18 protein-coding genes and 1 other RNA gene are annotated in these 21237 nt (G+C 44.2%); 9 read left to right on the forward strand and 10 right to left on the reverse strand.

Annotated elements, in window-relative coordinates; translation table 11 throughout:
• Positions 1-61 precede the first annotated feature (61 nt).
• Entirely contained in the window at positions 62-493 is a 432-nt protein-coding gene (locus AB4375_RS01900; protein ID WP_372050925.1) for a type IV pilin protein, read from the forward strand.
• Between the two features lie 170 nt (positions 494-663).
• Here the strand turns inward: AB4375_RS01900 and dnaJ are convergent, their stop codons facing one another.
• From dnaJ to grpE, 5 genes are all read right to left on the reverse strand, one after another.
• The gene (gene dnaJ, locus AB4375_RS01905) at positions 664-1812 is read right to left on the reverse strand and encodes a molecular chaperone DnaJ (protein ID WP_372050926.1); all 1149 of its coding nucleotides are present in this window, start codon (positions 1810-1812) and stop codon (positions 664-666) included.
• 284 nt (positions 1813-2096) lie between these two features.
• Positions 2097-4010, reverse strand: coding sequence for a molecular chaperone DnaK (gene dnaK / locus AB4375_RS01910; protein ID WP_017059868.1), 1914 nt, complete (start codon positions 4008-4010; stop codon positions 2097-2099).
• A 389-nt stretch (positions 4011-4399) separates the two neighbouring features.
• Positions 4400-5437, reverse strand: coding sequence for a polysaccharide lyase family 7 protein (locus AB4375_RS01915; RefSeq protein ID WP_372050927.1), 1038 nt, complete (start codon positions 5435-5437; stop codon positions 4400-4402).
• Between the two features lie 258 nt (positions 5438-5695).
• The gene (locus AB4375_RS01920; RefSeq protein WP_372050928.1) at positions 5696-6970 is read right to left on the reverse strand and encodes a dicarboxylate/amino acid:cation symporter; all 1275 of its coding nucleotides are present in this window, start codon (positions 6968-6970) and stop codon (positions 5696-5698) included.
• Between the two features lie 388 nt (positions 6971-7358).
• Positions 7359-7940: a nucleotide exchange factor GrpE gene (gene grpE / locus AB4375_RS01925; protein WP_372050929.1), complete on the reverse strand. Its 582-nt coding sequence runs from the start codon at positions 7938-7940 to the stop codon at positions 7359-7361.
• A 143-nt stretch (positions 7941-8083) separates the two neighbouring features.
• On the opposite strand from grpE, the gene nadK reads away from it, so the two are divergent.
• The 3 genes from nadK (at position 8084) to bamE (ending at position 11440) form a co-directional block, all read left to right on the forward strand.
• Entirely contained in the window at positions 8084-8968 is an 885-nt protein-coding gene (gene nadK / locus AB4375_RS01930; protein WP_017066747.1) for an NAD(+) kinase, read from the forward strand.
• Positions 8969-9248: 280 nt separating this feature from the next.
• Positions 9249-10913 carry a DNA repair protein RecN gene (gene recN, locus AB4375_RS01935; RefSeq protein WP_372050931.1) on the forward strand — a complete coding sequence of 555 codons (1665 nt, stop codon included), beginning with the start codon at positions 9249-9251 and terminating at the stop codon, positions 10911-10913.
• Positions 10914-11080: 167 nt separating this feature from the next.
• The gene (gene bamE, locus AB4375_RS01940) at positions 11081-11440 is read left to right on the forward strand and encodes an outer membrane protein assembly factor BamE (protein WP_017069542.1); all 360 of its coding nucleotides are present in this window, start codon (positions 11081-11083) and stop codon (positions 11438-11440) included.
• Between the two features lie 171 nt (positions 11441-11611).
• Here the strand turns inward: bamE and AB4375_RS01945 are convergent, their stop codons facing one another.
• Both AB4375_RS01945 and AB4375_RS01950 read right to left on the reverse strand, forming a co-directional pair.
• Positions 11612-11920, reverse strand: coding sequence for an RnfH family protein (locus tag AB4375_RS01945; RefSeq protein WP_016796754.1), 309 nt, complete (start codon positions 11918-11920; stop codon positions 11612-11614).
• Between the two features lie 3 nt (positions 11921-11923).
• On the reverse strand, positions 11924-12352 hold the full coding sequence (locus AB4375_RS01950; protein ID WP_010438915.1) for an SRPBCC family protein: 429 nt from the start codon (positions 12350-12352) through the stop codon (positions 11924-11926).
• Positions 12353-12471: 119 nt separating this feature from the next.
• Here AB4375_RS01950 and smpB point away from each other — a divergent pair, with 119 nt between their 5' ends.
• The 5 genes from smpB to AB4375_RS01975 all read left to right on the forward strand — a co-directional run bounded on the left by smpB (position 12472) and on the right by AB4375_RS01975 (position 16816).
• Entirely contained in the window at positions 12472-12957 is a 486-nt protein-coding gene (gene smpB, locus AB4375_RS01955) for an SsrA-binding protein SmpB (RefSeq protein ID WP_004735156.1), read from the forward strand.
• A 66-nt stretch (positions 12958-13023) separates the two neighbouring features.
• Positions 13024-13390: a transfer-messenger RNA gene (ssrA, locus tag AB4375_RS01960) on the forward strand.
• 175 nt (positions 13391-13565) lie between these two features.
• Positions 13566-13904 (forward strand): Arm DNA-binding domain-containing protein, encoded by a 339-nt coding sequence (locus AB4375_RS01965; protein ID WP_137001232.1) that lies wholly within the window; start codon positions 13566-13568, stop codon positions 13902-13904.
• Positions 13905-14201: 297 nt separating this feature from the next.
• Positions 14202-15680, forward strand: coding sequence for a putative basic amino acid antiporter YfcC (gene yfcC, locus AB4375_RS01970; RefSeq protein WP_372050948.1), 1479 nt, complete (start codon positions 14202-14204; stop codon positions 15678-15680).
• A 128-nt stretch (positions 15681-15808) separates the two neighbouring features.
• Positions 15809-16816, forward strand: coding sequence for a succinylglutamate desuccinylase/aspartoacylase family protein (locus AB4375_RS01975; RefSeq protein ID WP_017059743.1), 1008 nt, complete (start codon positions 15809-15811; stop codon positions 16814-16816).
• Positions 16817-16929: 113 nt separating this feature from the next.
• On the opposite strand, the gene AB4375_RS01980 is transcribed toward AB4375_RS01975, so the two are convergent.
• From AB4375_RS01980 to AB4375_RS01990, 3 genes are all read right to left on the reverse strand, one after another.
• The gene (locus tag AB4375_RS01980; protein WP_372050932.1) at positions 16930-17943 is read right to left on the reverse strand and encodes a multidrug DMT transporter permease; all 1014 of its coding nucleotides are present in this window, start codon (positions 17941-17943) and stop codon (positions 16930-16932) included.
• On the reverse strand, positions 17933-18997 hold the full coding sequence (locus AB4375_RS01985) for an HlyD family secretion protein (protein WP_017059741.1): 1065 nt from the start codon (positions 18995-18997) through the stop codon (positions 17933-17935). The genes AB4375_RS01980 and AB4375_RS01985 overlap by 11 nt, the downstream gene beginning before the upstream one ends.
• 237 nt (positions 18998-19234) lie before the next feature.
• The gene (locus AB4375_RS01990; protein WP_372050933.1) at positions 19235-21115 is read right to left on the reverse strand and encodes an ATP-dependent zinc protease; all 1881 of its coding nucleotides are present in this window, start codon (positions 21113-21115) and stop codon (positions 19235-19237) included.
• Positions 21116-21237 lie beyond the last annotated feature (122 nt).

Consider the following 21237-nt stretch of genomic DNA (forward strand, 5'->3'; position numbering starts at 1 on the left):
TCTTGCAGCGATGCTACCACCGGAGAAGAATGGGCTGAGCTATGAAAGGAAACTACTCGCGATGATTCGAAAAAATATATGCAACAGCAACAACTTAAGCATGAGAGGGATGACATTGATCGAATTATTGATCGCTGTCGCCATCGTGGGGATACTCGGCGCCATTGCGTATCCAAGTTATACCAACCATGTTATCAAGGCACATCGAGTTACAGCGATGGCCGACTTAACCAAGATGCAACTGGAGATAGAAACTCTATACACAGGGAACTATGCATCGGCAGCAGAGAGTATAATTTCAGGAGGGACATGCTTGTTTTGTGATACCGATACTAACCGGTACACGCTAGCGATATCTGCGAGTAGCTCCACCTATTCAATTCAAGCTGAACCACTCTCACCACAAACAAACGATGATTGCTTAGATTCGACGACCGATATTTTGGAGCTACACCATTCTGGCGTTTCAGAGCCAGAAGCGTGTTGGAAGTAACAAGAGCAACCACCAAAGGGCTCTAGAATTTATCTGTGCAACCTCAATTCTTTCCTCTATGAGCTTCTTTTCTCTAACCTACAAACACAAAAAAGCCTGCTACATGAGCAGGCTTTTCTACTGTTATCAAAAACTTAAAGTATCAATAACCTAATACATCAATGAATTGATTACTTAGTTAGGTCATCGAAGAAGTTTTTAACGCCGCTGAAGAAACCTTCAGATTTTGGCTTGTGCTTACTTGCCGCTTCGCCACAACATGTTTCTTCGAATTCACGCAGTAGTTCTTTTTGGCGAGAGCTTAGCTTAACTGGAGTCTCAACCACTAGCTTAACGATTAGATCACCCACACCGCCACCACGAACGCCTTTCACGCCCTTGCCACGCATACGGAACATACGGCCCGTTTGTGTCTCTTCTGGTACCTTAAGGTTTACACGACCATCCAGTGTTGGAACTTCAACTTCACCGCCTAGAGCAGCCATAGAGAAGCTTACTGGTACTTCGCAGTAAAGGTTGTTGCCGTCACGTTCGAAGATGTTGTGCTCTTTTACGTGTACTTGTACGTACAGATCGCCAGCTGGAGCGCCTTGCTCCCCTGCTTCGCCTTCGCCAGATAGACGAATACGATCGCCAGTATCAACACCAGCAGGGATCTTAACGTTAAGTGTTTTCGTCTTCTGTTTGCGACCTTGACCATGACATGAGTTACATGGGTCTTTGATGATCTTGCCTTTACCGTTACAAGTAGGACAAGTCTGTTGAACCGCAAAGAAACCTTGACGCATTTGTACTTGGCCGTGACCATGACAAGTGCCACAAGTTTGCGCTGAAGAACCTTTCTTCGCGCCGCTGCCGTCACAAGTATCACACTCTACAAGTGTTGGTACTTCGATTTCTTTAGAAACACCACGAACCGCTTCTTCTAGAGAAAGTTCCATGTTGTAACGTAGATCTGAACCACGTTGTGCACGCTGTTGACCGCCACCACGACGACCGCCGCCGAAGATGTCGCCAAATACGTCACCGAAGATATCGCCGAAGTCACCTTGGCCACCGCCGCCGAAACCGCCGCCGCCGCCCATGCCACCTTGTTCAAAGGCTGCATGACCGTATTGGTCGTAAGCTGCTTTCTTTTGAGAATCGGTTAGGATCTCGTACGCTACTTTTACTTCTTTAAACTTATCTGCTGCGGTCTCATCACCCTGGTTACGGTCCGGGTGGAATTTCATCGCTAAGCGTTTGTACGCTTTTTTAATATCGCGCTCTGATGCATCGCGGCTTACGCCTAATACTTCGTAAAAATCACGTTTTGACATGTTCTAGGTCACCAAAATAATTGCTACTACCGAATGATCACTTCAGTAGTCTGTGTATCAATCTAGATAAAAGTTCTGCCGGCTGAAATGCCGAATAAAGCTATTATCTAGATCGACAAGTCTAAATACAAATTTACGGGCGTGAGAGTTACCTCTGACGCCCGCAATAATAAGTCTTTGAGACAAATTTCTAAGAAGATAGCTTGAGTCCTAAGTGGAAGCGCGGAGCCTACGTTAGTAGGTGGACACTTCCGATAACGAAATCAGGCTACTCTGCGACGAAATTATTTTTTGTCTTCTTTAACTTCTTCAAACTCAGCGTCTACAACATCGTCGTCTTGCTTAGGTTGTTCACCAGCGTCAGCACCAGCTTGTTCAGCTTGAGCTTTCTGTTGAGCAATTTCCATTAGCTTTTGAGCTGCTTGCATAAGTTCTTGAACTTTAGCGTCGATAGCTTCTTTATCGTTACCAGACTTAACTTCTTCTAGTGCAGTGATAGCCGCTTCGATTTTAGCTTTCTCGTCTGCAGGTAGAGCTTCACCAGCTTCTTCTACTTGCTTCTTAGTGCCGTGAATCATTTGGTCAGCTTGGTTACGTGCAGTTACTAGCTCTTCGAACTTTTTGTCCGCTTCTTTGTTAGCTTCTGCTTCTTGTACCATTGCTTCGATCTCTTCCTCAGACAGGCCGCCTGATGCTTGGATAGTGATCTTCTGCTCTTTACCTGTTGCTTTATCTTTAGCAGATACGTTCAGGATACCATCAGCATCTAGGTCGAATGTTACTTCGATTTGTGGCATGCCACGTGGTGCTGGTTGGATACCTTCTAGGTTGAACTGACCAAGAGACTTGTTGTAAGTCGCTTGCTTACGCTCACCTTGAAGAACGTGGATAGTTACTGCGTTTTGGTTGTCTTCAGCTGTAGAGAACACTTGATCCGCTTTAGTAGGGATAGTTGTGTTTTTCTCGATAAGCTTAGTCATCACGCCACCCATCGTTTCGATACCGAAAGATAGAGGAGTAACGTCTAGTAGTAGAACGTCTTTAACGTCACCAGCTAGTACACCACCTTGAACAGCAGCACCCATTGCAACAGCTTCGTCAGGGTTCACGTCTTTACGTGGCTCTTTACCGAAGAATTCAGTTACTTTAGCTTGAACCATAGGCATACGAGTTTGACCACCAACTAGGATAACGTCAGTGATTTCGCCTACAGATAGGTCAGCATCCGCTAGAGCAACTTTTAGTGGCTCAAGAGAACGTTGAACTAGGTCTTCAACTAGAGACTCAAGCTTCGCACGAGTCACTTTGATGTTCATGTGCTTAGGACCAGTCGCATCAGCAGTAACGTAAGGTAGGTTTACGTCAGTTTGAGTAGTAGAAGAAAGCTCGATTTTCGCTTTTTCTGCTGCTTCTTTAACACGCTGCATTGCTAGTGGATCAGCTTTAAGGTCGATACCTTGCTCTTTCTTGAACTCATCTACTAGGTAGTTGATCATGCGGTTATCGAAATCTTCACCACCAAGGTGAGTGTCACCGTTAGTTGAAAGAACTTCGAAAGTCTTCTCGCCTTCTACTTCATCGATTTCGATGATAGAGATATCGAATGTACCACCACCAAGGTCGTATACAGCGATAGTGCGATCACCACCTTGCTTGTCTAGGCCGTAAGCTAGAGCAGCAGCAGTTGGTTCGTTGATGATACGTTTAACATCTAGACCAGCGATACGGCCAGCATCTTTCGTTGCTTGACGTTGAGCATCGTTGAAGTAAGCAGGAACAGTTACTACTGCGCCAGTTACTTCTTCGCCTAGGAAGTCTTCAGCTGTTTTCTTCATTTTCTTAAGAACTTCAGCAGATACTTGAGGAGCAGCCATTTTTTGGCCTTGCGCTTCAACCCATGCATCACCGTTGTCAGCCTTAACAATGTTGAAAGGCATGATTTCGATATCGCGTTGAACTTCTTCATCTTCAAAACGACGACCGATTAGACGCTTAATTGCGTATAGCGTGTTTTGAGGGTTAGTAACTGCTTGACGTTTCGCAGGTTGACCAACTAGCGTCTCGCCGTCAGTGTATGCGATTACCGATGCTGTTGTGCGTTCGCCTTCAGCATTTTCTAGTACGCGTGGTTTGTCGCCGTCTAAAACAGCAACACAAGAGTTAGTAGTACCTAAATCAATACCAATGATTCGACCCATCAGGCTATCTCCGAAATATAATCTATATTAGTTTTTTGCTATACCCACATATGTGGGGGACGGTAATCAGGGATTCAACCCTAATACACAAAATTTAAGTGCAAATGTAATTTGCTTTCGTATGCACCATAGATAAGGGCTGCAAACTGGTTTTCAAGGGAATAAGTAAAAAAAATCTATTTTTTCCCGTATCTTTTTACATAAAGGTAAAAAGTGACCGATCCCTTGCCAATTAAGGCTCCAATGTTGAGAAACTCTCGCATTTGTTGCCACATTGAAACCTCAACCCTATTCCAGATGCCATAAAAAAAGACCTTCATGTGGAAGGTCTTTTTCAAATAGATATTAATCAGTTAAATATTGTTCAAATGGTGACTGATTCAGCCATATTATTGGTTGAGCACTAACTGGTAGAAGCTCGCTTGAGTGTAATCACCCGCTTCCATACCACGCCATTCACAGGCTGAGCTCGACTTCTTAGTGTTGCATTGATTGTATGCGCCCGCCTTGAAGTACATCCAGTCCTGTCCATAACCAAGGTCGATATCATGCCCCTGATACTTACCCTTAGCCAAATCAACATCATACGTCTTCACAATAGGATCGGCTGAGTTTGGATTCTTAGTAAAGGTTAAGTGCATGATGTTATCTTTGATATTCACATCGTATGAGAACACTTCACCTAGCTTGATGCCATCAGCAGGGTCCGAGCTGCCTTTTTTCAGATTGTATTGACCAAATACATCATGGCGAATGTCTTTACGAAGTTTCTTTCCGTTTTCATCCTTCGCGTTTTTCATCTCTGTCGGCGGGTTTAACTCATAGTTCCACGTTAACGAACCATGCTCATGTTCTGGCAACTTGCGGTAAACAATTTTCAGAGGTTCATTATCCGACCCATGGATTTGACCAATAACCACAGAGAATGCACCGATTTTCTTATAGTTACCGCTGGTGCTCACCTGATCAACAGAAAGTGTTGCCGTCATCTGGCCACCGATAGAGCCAAACTCTTCCGCGTTCTTATGGCTTGAAATGGCGAAGTTGTTGCTCGGCGCAGAGTAGCTATCCGCTAGCATCGCTCTTAGCTCACTACGCGTGTTTTTACTGTTTGGCGTCGTTGGAGCTGTATTCGGAGCCACAAACACCATCGCACCAGACTCGGCATCCGTGTAGAACCATTTAGGGTGAACGTAAGGCGTGTCTACATTCGACAGTTCCTTTTTACCAATCTCCAGCGTTTTACCTTTTCTAGACCCTTCAGTCGTCAGCTCCGGTAAGTTAATTTTCCATTTAGATAAATCGAAGTTTTGTGCTGGTGCTTTTGCAGGGTCAAGATTGAACTGTTGACCAATATCGTGATTAGAAGCAAGAGCGGGAGCGGCTAAAAGGCTGGCAGTCAGTAGGCTAAGGTAAGACAGCTTCATTATTGGGTTTCCTTTATGTCGTCATAATGTAGGTTGTCAGAACAATAAAATAATATTGTATTATTATATGTGATCTATATTAAAGATTGAAAACTGATGACCCATTCAGCGCGAGTAAAAAGAAAAAATGAGACTTCGCACCAACATAGCCCCCTCTTTTAACTCAGCAGCAGACAGCCCAAAGTACCCAACAGCAGAAATAAAAAAGCCCCGCTCTGGTTGAGCGGGGCTTCGCAGTTATTGAGTCTTAATTAAGAATTAAGCTTCTGCTTTTTGCAGCTCAGCTTCTTCGTTAGCTTCAACGTCAATTTCGTTTTCAGATTTAGCAACGATAGTGTTCACCGCTGTGTCACCCACTACGTTTGAAGAAGTACAGAACATGTCACAGATACGGTCAACAGCAGCAACAATCGCTAGACCTTCTGGTGGTAAACCTAGTTGGTGCAATAGAACACCTACCATCACAACACCGCCACCAGGAACACCACCAGCACCGATAGACAGTAGCAGGATAGTTAGACCAAGAGTGAAGATATCAGCAGTGTTGATTGGCTGACCAAACGCGTTTGCTACGAACATAGTTGCTAGTGCGATGTAGATAGATACACCAGACATGTTCATTGTTGCACCTAGTGGTACACCGAAACCTGCTACTGACTTAGATACGTTTAGTTTGTCAGTAAGAGTACGCATTGTTACTGGGATTGTTGCATTCGAACTTGCTGTAGATAGTGAGAATAGAACTTGCTCACGAGTTGCACGTAGGAACTGCTTTGGAGAAATACCAGTGAATGAACCAACCATCATTGGATAGAAGAAGAAAATCCAGAACACAAGCATTGCAACCACAAGCGCCACATAGCCAGCAACTGACATTAGCGTGTCTGCATCCAGTGTTGCGCCCAGTTGAATCATCAGAGCAAATACACCGTAAGGCGCCAAGCTCATTACTAGGCCGATAAGCTTCATCATGATTTCGTTAGCCATCTTGAATGTCTTGATAGCTGGGCCACCACGAGAATCAAGCGCTTGAATAGCAAGACCTGTCAAAATTGCCATGAAGATGATTTGTAGCATGTCGCCGCTTGCGAACGCTTCTACAGGGTTGCTAGGAACGATGTTAACAACAAGAGAGAAGATGTCTGGTGTTTCAGTTGTTGTAACCGCAATTGTCTCAGAAACCGTACCCGCAAGGTTCGCACCTGCACCTGGTTGGAAAATAAGACCAATCGTTAGCGCTGCTGAAATCGCGATGATGGTGTTAATAATGTAAAGACCAAAGGTTTTACCACCAAGACGACCAAATGAACGAATATCTTTTAGCTCAACAATACCGCAAACAATAGATACGTAAACAAGAGGAACTACAAGCAATTTGATAAGTGATACGAACATACCACCAGCACCTTCGGCAGCGCCAAGTAGATACGTATCAAAAATAGCAATACCGCTGAATAGGTACTGAATAGCAGTACCAATAAGTAGACCGGCGAACAAGCCTACAAAAATTTTACTTGAGAGCGATTTATCCATCGTTCTTCTCCAGTTTGTTGTGTTTGAAATTTGTACTTTTATAGTTATATATGCGACCAAAATCGCTATATGGCAGTGGATTTTACATACAAAGATAACAATTAAAAGTATTTATTTACAAAAACATCACAAATGTGACATCAAAACATTTACTCAATCACAACAAGTTTCATAACACAAAACTCTAAATCGCTGATCTGAATGAAATAAAAAGAACGACATTCTTAATGCGGTTTTGATGCTTATTTACGTGGACTCTCAAGTTATAGGCACAAAAAAAGAGAGGCCTATACCTCTCTTTTTATTTTACGCAAACCAGTGATTTATTTTGTCGCTGCGACTAACTCAGTCAATGCACCAGTCAATCACTTGGCAACGTAATTCGTCATTACTTAGCAACCATAACCATCGCTGGGCGAACCACACGACCGTTTAGTTCGTAGCCTTTTTGCATCACAAACATAACCGTGTTCGATTCGTGATCTGGGCTTTCTTGAATAGACATCGCTTGGTGGAATTCAGGGTTGAACGCTTCACCTTCAGGGTTGATCTCTTTAAGACCAAACTTAGCAACTGTGTCTACGAACGTTTTGTGCGTTAGCTCAACACCTTCATACAGTGGCTTAACCACTTCGTTTTCAGCGTCTGCTGCTTGCATTGCACGCTCTAGGTTGTCGATTACAGGAAGCAGACCTTCAGCAAACTTGTTCAAAGCGAATTTACGCGCTTTATCAATTTCTTGTTCGCTACGGCGACGCATGTTTTCAACTTCAGCTTTAGCGCGAAGAACAGAATCTTGCTGCTCTTTCACTTTAGATTCGCTAGAAAGCAGTGCGGCTTCTAGTTGAGCAATTTTTGATTCCTGCTCATCAGCAGCGTCTTCATTCAGCTCAGCCTCTTCAACTTTCTCAGCTTCAGCGATGATCTGATCTAGCTCTGCTTCGGTTACTTTGTTTTCTTCGTTGCTCATGATATCTCCAGAATTCGTTTTCAATGCAAGTGACAGGCGTGTTTGCGCCCCAAATTGATATAAAACACTCGCATAGACGTTCAACTTGCCTTTATTATGGGGATGAAGAATTTTGATTCAAGCCTAATTCGTTTGGAAACGTTATGAAAAAGCCATTTGAAGTCATCGCCATTATCGGTAAACCTCGAGATCAGCAAGCAATTCAGACTCATAGAGAGCTCTATCAGTGGTTAAGTGCTGAGGGTTATCAAGTGTTTGTTGATGACAGACTCGCCACTATTTTGGACGACATCCCAAAAGAACATTTTTCTAGCCTGATTGAATTAGGTAAACGCGCCGATCTCGCTATTGTGGTCGGTGGTGACGGAAATATGCTCGGTGCCGCTAGAATCTTGTCACGTTTCGACATTTCAGTGATTGGTGTTAACCGAGGCAATCTTGGTTTCCTAACCGATCTCAACCCTGAAAACTTCCAGAGTGCGCTTACTGATGTACTCAAAGGCGAGTTCATGGAAGAAGAGCGCTTCTTACTTGAAACGGAAATTCATCGTCACGGCCAGATAAAAAGCCACAATGCAGCACTTAATGAGGCTGTACTGCACCCCGGCCAAGTGGCGCACATGATCGAGTTCGAAGTGTATATCGATGACAGCTTCGCCTTCTCACAGCGCTCTGATGGCTTAATCGTCTCAACACCGACAGGTTCTACCGCCTACTCGCTTTCCGGCGGCGGCCCTATCCTGTCATCAAGCCTAAATGCTATCTCACTCGTGCCAATGTTCCCGCATACCCTTTCAAGCCGCCCATTAGTGGTGGATGGCAAGCGTCGTATTAAGCTTATCGTATCGCCTGATAACCGTGGAACTCAGGAGGTGAGCTGCGATGGTCAAATCTCACTGCCTGTTTCTCCTGGTGATGAGATCCACATTTACCAAAGCCCAAATGTGCTCAAACTGATCCACCCTAAAGACTACAACTACTACCACGTTCTACGTAACAAGCTAGGCTGGTCGAGTAAGCTGTTCTAAGTGAAAAGCGAACGATTTTAAAAGGCTGACGACATTCGTCAGCCTTTTTTATTGCCGATTAAAAGCCCACTGCCTCTATCTTTACGACAATCCACCACATCGTCATTCCCAAGAGGGCGGAACGACTGAGTTGGGAATCTATAGCGGTTTCAGTGATCTACGAACAACCTCAATTCTGATAACAGTCACAAAAAAATTTCACCCACCGACTTTACTGTATAAAGAAACAGTATATACTGAGCTTATATACAGTATTGTTCAGTTATACAGGTAAATAAAAATGCTGGCTCATTTAAGTGTTAATAATTTCGCTATTGTTAAGTCTTTACAGCTAGAACTATCTAAAGGCATGACAACAATCACCGGGGAAACTGGTGCGGGTAAATCTATCGCTATCGATGCTTTAGGCTTATGTCTTGGGGGAAGATCCGATGCAGGAATGGTTCGACAAGGTGAAGAAAAAACCGAAGTCAGTGCCGCTTTTTTACTTGAGAACAATCTGCATGCAACCCGCTGGTTAGAAGACAACGAATTGCTTGATGGCAGTGAGTGCATCCTGCGCAGAACCATCTCAAAAGAAGGTCGTTCTCGTGCATTCATCAACGGTAGCCCTGTCCCTCTTTCGCAATTGAAATCACTTGGACAACTGTTGATCAACATCCATGGTCAACACGCGCATCACCAGTTGATGAAAAGCGATTATCAAATGGCCATGCTTGATCAATACGCAGGCCACTTGAACCTATTGAAATCGACACGTAATGCTTACCAAGCATGGCGACAAGCGGATAACCACTTAAAAGAGTTACGTGAGAATAGCCAGCAAAACCAAGCTCAAAAACAACTTCTTGAATACCAAATCAAAGAGTTAAATGAGCTGTCTATTGGGGAGGAAGAATATGAAGACCTCGAACAAGAGCATAAGCGCCTCTCCAATAGCGGAGAACTGGCCACAACCTGTCAGCAAGCTATCGAGCTTATTTATGAAGGCGAAGAAGTTAATGCGCTTGGTATTCTGCAATCGGCCAATAACTCCTTAATTCAGTTAGCTGAGCTAGATGAAAGATTGGCCGAGTTACCGAACTTGCTTTCTGAAGCCATTATTCAGATCGAAGAGACCAACAACGAGTTAAGAACCTACCTAGACAGCATTGATGTTGATCCCGGTCGTATGGCTTACGTTGAGGAGCGTTTCTCTAAAGTGATGTCGATGTCTCGTAAACACCACGTGTTACCTGAAGAGCTGTATAAGCACCATCAAGACTTACTACAACAAGTTGAAGCGCTTGATTGCTCTGATGAAAAATTGGAAGAACTGGCCAACGAGGTAGAAAACCAATACCAATCGTTCGTTGCTAAATCAGAGAAGCTTAATAAATCTCGAACTCGTTACGCAAAAGAGCTCAACAAGCTGATCACGCAAAGCATGCACGAACTGAGCATGGAAAAAGCGCAGTTTGCCATTGAAGTGAACAACACCAACACACACCCTTCTCCATTGGGTATGGATAACGTGACCTTCATTGTTTCGACCAACCCAGGCCAACCAATGCAGCCGATTGCGAAAGTGGCCTCTGGTGGTGAGTTATCACGAATCTCACTGGCGATTCAGGTGATCACAGCGCAAAAAGTGGATACACCAAGCCTGATTTTCGATGAAGTCGATGTGGGTATCAGTGGACCAACCGCTGCGGTTGTCGGAAAAATGCTACGTAAGCTGGGCGAATCGACACAAGTTATGTGCGTGACTCACTTACCTCAAGTTGCCGGTTGCGGTCACCAACAACTTTTTGTAGCGAAGAACACGAAATCAGGTAAAACCGAGACTCAAATGCACACGCTTGATGAGCAACAACGCGTTTCAGAGCTTGCTCGACTGCTTGGTGGCAGCCAGATTACCGAATCGACGCTTGCCAATGCAAAAGAGTTATTAATCGCAGCATAGGTTACATATTCAGCAACTTTCTGATAATTTACCGAAAATTCTTGGCAATTTTGCAACTTAATTCAAAATTGCCAGTCATAACAAGCTCAAAGCGCAAGGAGCTTTTTACTTCTTGCTGGAGCTTGTTTATTATCAGGCAGTATTTTAGCGAAGAAAGATCTCAAACTATGCGAATTAAAAAGTGGTTAGTTGCAGTTCCACTTGCACTAACAATGTTGACCGGTTGCTCTCTATTAGAGAAGTTGGTTTATCGAATTGACATCGATCAGGGTAACTATGTTGAACAGGAAGCTGTCGATCAGCTCAAGTTTGGCATGACAAAAACACAAGTTCGTTACGTTATGGGCTCACCTATGCTTATCGAAAATGGCTACCCAGATACGTGGTACTACATTTACCACCACACAAAAGGCCATGAAGACTCGATTCAAAAAAATCTTGTTGTTAACTTTGATGCAACGGGCACCTTAGTGACGATCAATGGTGATTTTGAAGCCAGTGATGAATTCTTCGAAAGCCTTCGCTAGCTTTCAACTAACAAAGCTTTCCAGTCAAAAGCAAGAATCGCAAAAGCCTGCTCATATGAGCAGGCTTTTTAATATCTGCTAACAAATGAGACTGTAGACTGTATTGTCTAACAAACAGATGAAAAAAAGCTCGCTAATGCGAGCTTCTTTATCATTCAAATTTGTTTGGTATTACGATTTAGCCGCCGCTTTCGCTTGTTCAGCACGCTTACGGCGAATTTCTTTTGGATCGGCTAACAGTGCTCGATAAATTTCGATACGATCTTTATCTCGAACGGTTGCATCTAACTTAACGTTGCGGCTGTATACGCCAACTTTATTTTTCGCCAAGTCGATTTCTGGATACAACTCTAAAACACCAGACTGCGCAATAATCTCTTCAACGGTCGCGTTCTTATTTACCACTAAGGTAAATACACGCTGCTCATGTGGAAGCGCAAACACAACTTCTACGTGGATCATATCTGATTCAATAGTCATGGCTTAGTAAACCTGTTTCGCTCGTTGAGTAAAAGCACTGACCATATTGCTTGTCAGTTCATTGAAAATCTTGCCAAATGCCATTTCAATCATTCGACTAGAAAATTCAAACTCTAGTTTAAGTTCAACCTTACATGCTTGGTCGTCTAGAGGAGTGAAATACCAGCCCCCCTCCAGCTTCTTAAACGGGCCATCTACCAGCTCCATTAAAATTTCAGCACCATCCGCCATTCGATTCGACGTAGTGAATGTTTTACTGATACCAGCTTTAGAGACATCAACCGAAGCCACCATCGCGGAATCTGAAGATTCGATCACACGAGAACCAGAACATCCTGGCAAAAACTCAGGATAACGAGCAACATCATTGACCAAGCTGAACATCTGGTCGGCACTAAAAGACACTAATGCTGAACGAGTAACCTTTGGCATATAGACTCCTGTTAAAGACAGCGTTACATTAACACAAACTGCAATTTTAATTGTATTGGGCCAGAGCGCAAATAAAAAGGATTCCCCAACTAGGGTGCAATCCGTATAATGAGGCCATTATGGCAAAGAATAAATCAAAATCAAAAGCCGGTAGTAATACCATTGCGCTTAATAAGAAAGCTCGCCACGAATATTTCATCGATGATGAGATAGAAGCGGGGCTTGAGCTACAAGGCTGGGAAGTAAAATCCCTACGTGAAGGCAAAACCAATATCGCAGAAAGCTACGTCTACATCCGAGATGGCGAAGCATTCATCAGTGGTATGACGATCACTCCGCTAACTCAAGCGAGTACTCATATCGTGGCGAACCCAACACGCATCCGTAAACTACTAATGTCGAGAAAAGAACTCGATAACCTTATCGGTCGTATTAACCGTGAAGGCATGACGCTTGTCGCAACCGCACTTTACTGGTCTCGCTCTTGGGCGAAGATTAAAGTTGGCGTAGCGAAAGGTAAAAAGCTGCACGATAAACGTACTGATATGAAAGAAAAAGATTGGGCGAGAGATAAAGCACGAATTATGAAGAGTAATTTGCGTTAATTTTAAGCACTTAAACGCACAGTGCTAGACAGGGTAAGCTTTTCTGGTACTATGCAATTAACACTTGGGGCTGATTTAGGATTCGACAGGAATTTTGAAGTCTGAGGTGCATGCCGTGGGGCGGTTGGCCACGTTAAAAGCCGCAAAAAAATAGTCGCAAACGACGAAAACTACGCACTAGCAGCTTAATAACCTGCTCAGAGCTCTCTTACCCTAGCTTCCGCTCGTAAGACGGGGACCAATAAGAGATCAAACCCAAACTAGCTAGCGCGGCTTCTCCCACCTGAGAGGAAAAGCGCGAATTATAATTCAGGTTAGCCTTTAACTAGCGTGTCGGTTCGCAGGTTGCTGGTGAAATTAAAGATCGACTAAGCATGTAGTACCAATGATGAATGATTTTTGGACGCGGGTTCAACTCCCGCCAGCTCCACCAAACGTTTGGAAAAGGCCACCTTCGGGTGGCCTTTTTTGTATTTAATTACATGTACTTACTTATAAAACACCACCTATTCTGCCTCATGATGCTTCATACTATCCCACGTTTTTAGTACCCAACTATTTACCTTATACTCAAATCACCACTTAAATTGGGTACTAAGGGAAACTAAATGCCAAGACGAGTTCCGCCTCTAACTGACGCTAAAGTTAAAAACACTCGAGCAACAGACAAAGAGCAAGTTCTTTCTGATGGGAATGGGTTACAGATCAGAGTATTGCCAAATGGAACTAAATCATGGCGGTACGTTTATACCAATCCAGCTTCAAGAAAGCGCGCTAGTATTTCCTTAGGAACCTATCCAACTACGACGCTCGCAACCGAAAGGATTCTAGTACAGGAACTCAGAGAGCTTGTAGCACAACGCATAGATCCCAAAGCTCACAAACTCCAAGAAAGAAAAAAGGAAGAAGCGAAAACTTTTGAGACAACCTTAGATACAGTCTCATAAGGTATAGTTTTTTATATATCCAGAGTCGCTCTATGAAACTTACCGCACTGCTTAAAAAGCACCTGAGCTAGGACTTTTTACCTCTAAATAAAACCAGGCAATAACAAGTTAAAAATAAAAACCATCATGCCACGCAAAAACAAGAACATAACACCACCAAACAAGCCAAAAACCAACTTAAAATTGACATTATATGCTTAATTAGTGATATTTTATGCCAATCTTAATTATAGCTAAAAACTGACAATGAGCACGACAACCACAACATCGGATACCATCCAAAATAAGACATGGAAAATGCCAGATACTCTGGTGCTAATTTTCTTTATCGCGTTGCTTGCGACTGCAATGACATATGTCATACCTGCAGGCATGTTTGAAACACAAGACATCAGCTATGTTTCTGATGGTGCAGAGAAAACTCGTACCGTTCTAGATCCAGCTTCATTTGCCTATCACACCGACCCCCAAGGCAACCCGATTTACAATACTGTCGGACTATTCGCCAGCGGTGGTGATATCGGCTTAATGAACTTCGTATTTGAAGGTTTAGTGTCTGGATCTAAGTGGGGTTCAGCAATCGGCGTTATCATGTTTATGCTTGTGATTGGCGGTGCTTTCGGCATTGTGATGCGCACAGGTACTATTGATAACGGTATCTTGCGTCTCATAGACAAAACCAAGGGCAGTCAATCGCTTTTCATTCCAGTATTATTTGCACTGTTCTCGCTCGGTGGGGCTGTATTTGGTATGGGTGAAGAAGCCGTCGCCTTTGCCATTATTATCGCGCCGCTAATGGTACGTATTGGCTATGATGGTATTACTACGGTAATGGTGACGTACGTAGCGACTCAGATTGGTTTTGCTGCTTCTTGGATGAACCCATTTTCTGTTGCTGTTGCCCAAGGCATTGCTGGTGTACCTGTCTTATCTGGGGCATCGGTGCGTATCGCTCTATGGGTTTTCTTCACCGCGCTCGGCATCGCTTTTACGATGTGGTATGCGAATTCGGTAAAGAAAGACCCTTCGAAATCTTACAGTAAAGCTGGTGATGTTTACTTCAAGAAGCAACAAGGAGACTTGACTCAATCACGTTGGAATATCGGCGATACGTTGGTGATTCTCACCGTGATAGCGAGCATGATCTGGGTTATTTGGGGTGTAGTGGTTCACGCATGGTACATTCCTGAAATTGCCTCTCAGTTTTTCACTATGGGATTTGTTGCTGGCTTAATCGGTGTTATTTTCCGATTAAATGATATGACCATCAACGACATGGCCGATTCATTTAAGGAAGGCGCAAGTGTGATGCTAGCGCCCGCTATTCTTGTGGGTAGTGCTAAAGGTATCTTGCTGATTTTAGGCGGCGGCAGCGATGCAACCGAGCCAAGCGTACTGAATTCAATCTTAAGCAGTGCGGGCGGTGTGATTAGTGCATTGCCAGAAGCGATGGCTGCTTGGCTGATGTTCGCCTTCCAAGCTATTTTCAACTTCTTTGTAACGTCAGGATCAGGGCAGGCAGCTCTAACGATGCCATTAATGGCGCCACTCGCCGATTTAGCAGGTGTGACTCGTCAAGTCGCGGTTTTAGCATTCCAGCTAGGTGATGGCTTTACCAATATCATCGTCCCAACATCAGCTTCTTTGATGGCAACACTAGGTGTATGCCGCATTGACTGGGGTGATTGGGCAAAATTCTGCTGGCGCTTTATCGTGCTGCTATTCTGCTTGTCGAGCGTTATTATTGTTGCGGCTCACCTGCTGGGTTTTGCATAACAGCGCCTTTCAATATTTACGTGTATCTCAATGGGCAGTTTACTGCCCATTTTTAATCACAGCTTTCAATAACAATCATCCAACACAGACTCAGAATAGATTGTGAACCAGAGACAAAGGAAACTAGTGTGAGAAAAACTACTTATACCAATGATGTTCTAAATGGACACCCTGTAATATCTCAACTCAATGTTGATGACTTACCGATGGGATGCCATCGTTTCTGGTTTGAGGCACAAACTAACGGTGTTGGTCAAAATCATCATTTACCTGTGGTCGTCTATCGCGGTGAGCAAAGTCAAAATGCTCGCAAAATAATGGTAACGGCAGGCGTTCATGGTGATGAATTAAATGGAGTTATTACCGCACAGAAGGTCATTCAAAAGCTCGTAAACGAGGAGATACACGGCACAGTCATCATTATTCCGATGATTAATGTGTCAGGTATGTTGATGCACAGCCGAGATTTTATTTCATCGGATCCGGATGCATCCCCAGCAAACCTTAACCGTATATTCCCTGGAAACCCGAACGGTGATGCCTCACAACGTTTTACACATTCAATTTGGCAGAACCTACTCAGCCATAATGCGGATCTTGCTATCGATCTGCATACCCAAACTCGCGGAGCAGAGTATCCTTTGTATGTCTTTGCCGATTATCGAATCCCCGCAGCAATCAAAATGGCTCGATTGATCAATCCTGACTGTATTTTTGATGATCCAGGTGATGATGGCGTTTTAGAAACGCAGCTCAATAAAAGTGGTACGCCCGCTATCACCGTCGAGGTTGGTTCTGGAAAGGTTTTACAACCCGACCTCATTGAGCGTTCAGTGAATGGCGTGATGAATATCCTGCACTCGGAAAATATCATCTCTACAAAGATAGATCAGCCTCACTATGCCTGCTTTGAAGGCAAAGAAACGGTGACCATTAGAGCCAATGTCGGTGGTTTCGCTCTCCCTCAAGTTAAGGTCAGTGAATCAGTACAATCAAAACAATTGATTTCAATTCAATATGATAGTTTTGGTTCTGAAAAACAACGTTATTACGCCCCTGCTGATGGCTATGTACTCAGTGTCAATCAAGATCCGATGCGTGAACCGGGCGCTTTGTTAGTCAGACTATTGAAGTAACACGTCACTTCATCAAATGGCTCTTTACTGATGGCATTTGAGTCGTTAACCCATATTGTGAAAAGGGGATAACTCGGCAGAGCTATCCCCTTATTATTACTTATAAATATTAATCACTTACTGTGATCGGTATGACTATGATTAGTATTACTGCTGAGAAAGCCCAGTACCACTGCGCCAACCATGACTGCACAAACAATGGCAAATAGACGTGTCATTTGTGCCGAGAGGGACGCAGATCCTGGGTGGCTGATGATCTGATAAGCCAAGGTCGTAAAATTAGTAAACAAGAGCTGATAAATCGTCAGATTCGCCTGCCGCCTGATAGCAAAACACGCAAGTTGCAAACCACACACCAAACTCACGCCATAAATAACCAAGATTGGAGCGCCTGACACCATCATGATCATCACAGGTAACGTAAACAGAATGCCAACGCCAGTGGTGACAAGCTTGTTTCGGCTGAATGTACGGTGGTCGTGATTCGATGGGCTTTTCAACATACTGCCAAGCGTAATCGCAATCAACATCGTTTGTGACACCGAATTTCCTACCAAAATCGCCAGCACAACCACAACCGCGGTCGCTTTAAATGCAACCATGATATAGTCACCAGTAGTGGGCGCATCGGAAACGGCCGCAGTCGGAAGGACATTCACTTCATCCCCCGGGAACAACCAGAACCCCAAGTAAGTGACGATCAAAGCTATCACCAGCTTTTCAAAGAACAATAGGGGTAATCCCGCCATTGGGAGATGCATCTGCTTGTTGGCCACCACCATCACGATGACCACGATAATGGTCAGTGTCGCGATGATATCTTTTGTATTCTGATGGCTACGCTGATAACTCCAGAACAGCAATAGCCAGCAATAGAGGACAAAACCGGTTGGCGAATCGACCAATACACTACCAAAAAACACCACACCAAAGCTGATTAAGATTAATGCAACAATCACCTTTAATATTAAATTAATCGGTGGTTTGGATGGCATCAATGTCATGAACATCACAACAAATATGGGCGACAAAACAGCGAGCATCTGCCCACTTTGTTGATGGTAGAACAATAGCGAAAGCGGCAGTAACACCAATCGAATAATGGAGTTAGCTGAGCTATGAAACATAAGTCCACACGCTTAGAATTCTCATCCAAAGCTGAGCAAGCCACTCACCTGGGGTACTTTGCTCTGTCATGACAGCCACTGTGGCTTGTGAACCAAAACGAATGTTGCTTGGAACCTCACCATGATCAAACACAATATTGACTGGGTAGCGCTGCGCGGCAATAGAATTGGTGTCTGAATTTAAAAAGCCAGTCTCTTGGTCAGTGCTATTGCTGCCACCCGTTCCCCAACCAATGCTATCAACCGTGCCGTATAGCACTCGCCCCGGTAACGCATCCAATACGATCTCAACTCTTTGCCCGACTTGTATATGCTCTAGCGAGTTTTCTCTGTATAACGCAGATATCCACACCTCTCGCGGATCAACAAAGGTCAAAACAGGTGAGCCTGCGGTTGCTCGCTGGCCTACCGTCAGTTGTAGGTTACTCACCACGCCATGAGAAGGAGCCATCACTTGGGTTTTCTGTAAGTTGAGCTGAGCCTGCTCAAGGGCTGCAATCGCCGCCAACACTTGTGGATTATCACTCCCTTCTGGCCCTAACGCTTGTTTTGCCTGAACCAAAGAGGCTTCTGCGGCTTTCAATGACGCTTCAGCACGATCACGATTCTCTATGGCGTTGTCTAATTCAGAGCGGCTAACCAGCCCTTTACTGGCGAGTTCACTCACTCGACTCGCTTGCTCTCGAGAATTATCCCGAGCCGCAACCGCCTCGGTCACTTTCGCTTGTGCAACGTTAACCGCCGCTGTGCTTGCGCCAATATTTTGGCCTACTTGAGCAAGATTCGCTTCAGCGGAACGCAAACTGATCTGATAGTTTCGAGCATCAATTTCAAACAACACTTGGTTCGTTTCAACGACCTGATTATTTTCAGTTTGCACAGACGTGATATTGCCAGAAACTTCAGGAGCAATACGCACAATATAAGAGTGAACACGGGCGATCCCCGTCATTGGTGTGACGCGGTCGGCCCACAAACTGTAAAGCCACACTACTAAAATAACCGAAATAATAATTAAACTAAGCTTACGCGAAGATTTTTCTGCTTTTGACATGCTCTCTCTCTCGATCCGACAGCACGATTTACTCGCCTGCCGAATACGATGTTTTAAAAATTAAAGTGAATTCCACTTCATTGTAGTCTAGTCGATCTGTCTCTTGAGTAAAAACAAACGATTACTTGAAATATTGTCACGGCAACAATTAACAATCAACAAAAAGCCACACATCCCATTAATGAAATGTGTGGCTGTTTAGATCTGTTCTGCTACGAACTTAGATAAGTTTAGGGGTTACTCCATATCACCTAACAAGTAATCTTCATCGCTGCTCACTACTGCACCGTGCTTCAAGAAGTTCTTACCTAGGATCATGCTGTATTCGAAGCGAGAACGGTCTTGAAGGTTTACCCTCACCTCTTTCTCTAGGTCTCCGAGCTTAACCTTCATTTCTACCACAGGGCGAATGTTCACCTTCTCGCCTTTCTTGGCTTTGATACGCATTACATCAATCACTGGCTTGGTGAAATCTTGCTTATCGCCTTGGTTGTTTTGATAGGTAAAGCTCACCATGTCTTGGCCATCTTTCTTAAATCGTTTGATGTTGACTGCGTTCATTGAGCTTACATCCGCACCAGTGTCGAGCTTGGCCGGGAACTTCATGCCGTTCACTTCTACTACTTCAATATGCCCAACTTTAAACAGTGGTTCGGCTTTCAGAAGGTAATCAGAACGCGTATTAACGTAAACGCCCTCTTTTGCCATCTTCTTGCCTAAAATAAAGTACGCTTCTTTCTCATTTGTATTGAGCACGTCGATGGCGAACTCTTGCGTACGCACTTTTCCAGACACCGCAAACTCACCACTTACAACAGGGCGAGTATCATCCCCGACTTTAAGCTTCTTAATAATTGGCTTGGTCACCTTCTGCTTCTCACCATTTACATCCGTAAGATAAAATTCAACGGAAGCATCTTTGCCTTTACCTGTCATTTCAAAACTGTCGACCTTCAGCAAAGGTGTATTGACAGTGAAAGAAGCCACAGCCTTAAGCGGGAAGTCATCTAGGGTGATGTCCTCTTCCGGCGAGATAATCATAGGCTCACCAGACTCAGCCACATCACTAAAGTTCTCTGAACCTTCTAATAAAATATTCTCAGCACTGGTGTCAATCATGAAGAGTTCGCTGGCGGTGTTGGTTCCAAATCTCAACTGCGACTCACTACTCGAGCGCTCACGTAGGTACACCAGAACGTCTTTAGTCGTGTTTTCATCGAGTTGAACAGGCACATACACCAAAGGTCTCTTCTTACCGCTCACGCTTAACATACGAACCAACGGCAATGTCATCTCTTTTTGCTTGCCGTCGTTGTCGAACATATCAAACGTCACTTCACTGTTCTTCTTATCTATATCGATGTCTTTTGCATGAAGGATGCTGTAGCGATTTTTTAATGAGAAGGTCGCGTTCATCGCCATTCCAGAGATAGACACCACCTCTTTTCGGCCAACAACGGTCGCGTTCTCTTGCTCTTGTAAATAGTCATAACCTGCAAACACCAGCGCGTTATCCGCAAGGAAGGTTTTACCAATCAGCACTGGCGCAGAGAAGTGGCTTCTGTCGGTCAGGTTAACGTCGGTTTTTAGCTCTTGGTCTGCAATGGTGAGCGACATTTTTACGGTAGGGCGAAGCAAAGGCGTGCTGCTGGTGCGGCTGCGTATCATGCTGACACGCTCTAAAGGCGCTTCGATTAATACCATGTCTCCCGTCCGCGGGTTTTGAACCTTAAAAGACACCACAGCCTCATATTTCGCAAAGGTACTGCCATCCCAATCATCGTAATCAACATCGGAATTGTTCAACAGGTCTTCGGTTAACGCCGCCATCAACTCTTGGTCTTTGAGATTTTGGTAATCGGGATTAGAGCTCTTCACATGAATGTCTTCAGCATGCATAGAAGTGGTTTCCGCACCGGTATCAATTTTACCAATGAAAGGAACGTCTTTAAGCCCTTGAACACTAGAGAGGTACACGTTCTCTGTACGGCCTAATACCGCCTTACCATCGAGTTCGTAAGTGGGATTTTGAGTGGTAGGTGAAGTGTCAGTAGCCAAAGTGTATTGTGAAAAAAGTAGAGTGCTTAAAAGAGTTAGAGCCAAAGGTATCTTTTTCATTAGTTGGTCCGTTGTGATCAGTTCACTAATAATACTGGCGTTTGCGCGAAGAGTTCCCCCACCAGCAATGGTTCTCACATAACGTTAACGCTATGAGTTTTTAAATGACAAACCGATGACTT

Origin of the sequence: Vibrio sp. 10N.261.51.C6 (genome assembly GCF_041471785.1) — a bacterium.
In the GTDB taxonomy this organism is placed as follows: Bacteria; Pseudomonadota; Gammaproteobacteria; order Enterobacterales; family Vibrionaceae; genus Vibrio; species Vibrio crassostreae_C.